Origin of the sequence: Micromonospora sp. R77 (genome assembly GCF_022747945.1) — a bacterium.
GTDB lineage: Bacteria > Actinomycetota > Actinomycetes > Mycobacteriales > Micromonosporaceae > Micromonospora.
Window position 1 is genome coordinate 1 of record NZ_JALDST010000033.1, and the last position, 1022, is coordinate 1022.

The 1022-nt window shown below is 78.7% G+C and carries 1 pseudogene; it reads left to right on the plus strand.

Going from position 1 to position 1022, the window contains the following annotated elements:
- Window positions 1–1022 (plus strand): annotated as a pseudogene (locus MRQ36_RS33020) (DNA polymerase Y family protein); the annotation flags it as partial.

The following is a 1022-nucleotide window of genomic DNA, read 5'->3' on the forward strand; positions in this document are numbered from 1 at the left end:
GCCCGGTTCGGCTTCGACGGGGCCCTCGCGCACCGGCTCGCCGCCGGTCGGGACCACCGGCCGCTCGCCGTCCGGCACCCCCCGGCCGACCTGGTCGTCACCGCCGACCACGACGAGCCGATCGAGCGGGTCGACGCCGCGGCCTTCGCCGCCCGGGTCCTGGCCGAGCAGCTGCACGAGCGACTCGCCGCGCACGGGCTGGCCTGTACCCGGCTCGGCATCGAGGCGGTCACCGCGCATGGTCAGGAGCTGCACCGGGTCTGGCGACACGACGGCCTGCTCACCGCCGCCGCCATCGCCGACCGGGTGCGCTGGCAGCTGGACGGCTGGCTCTCCGGCGGCAACCGTCGGGCCGGCGCCCGACCGGCCCGGCCCACCGCCGGGATCATCCGACTGCGGCTGATCCCCGACGGGGTGCTCGCCCAGGCCGGCCTGCAACCGGGATTGTGGGGGGAGACCGGCGAGGAGCGGGAGCGGGCGCATCGCGCGCTGAGCCGGGTGCAGGGCATCCTCGGCCCCGAGGCCGTGTTGACCGCCGTGCTCGGCGGCGGCCGGTCCCCGGCCGACCAGGTGCGTCTGGTGCCGTGGGGCGACGAACGCCTGCCCGCCCGCCCCGGCCCGCCGCCCCTGCCCGACCCGCCGTCGTTGTCTGGCCCGGCGCCCCTACCTGGCCGGTCGCCCCTGCCTGGTGAGCCGGCGATTCGGGGGGCCGGCGATGGTGACCGGTCCCTGGACCTGGCCGGTCGGGCTGACGCCGGTCGTTCCGTCGGCCGGGTGGGGCGGATCGACGGCACTGACCGATCCGTCGGCGCGGCCGGCCGGGACGCTGCCGGTCGGGCCGGCGCTGACCGGGCTGTCGCTGACCGGGCTGTCGCTGACCGGGCTGTCGCTGACCGGGCCGACGCTGGGCGTGCGGTCGTTGCGGCGGGTCATGCCGACGGTGGGTGGCCGGTCGACCAGGACGGCCGGGATGGCCGGTCCGTCGGTCGGCGGGGGCGGGCCGGCGCCGGCCGAGTGGGTGG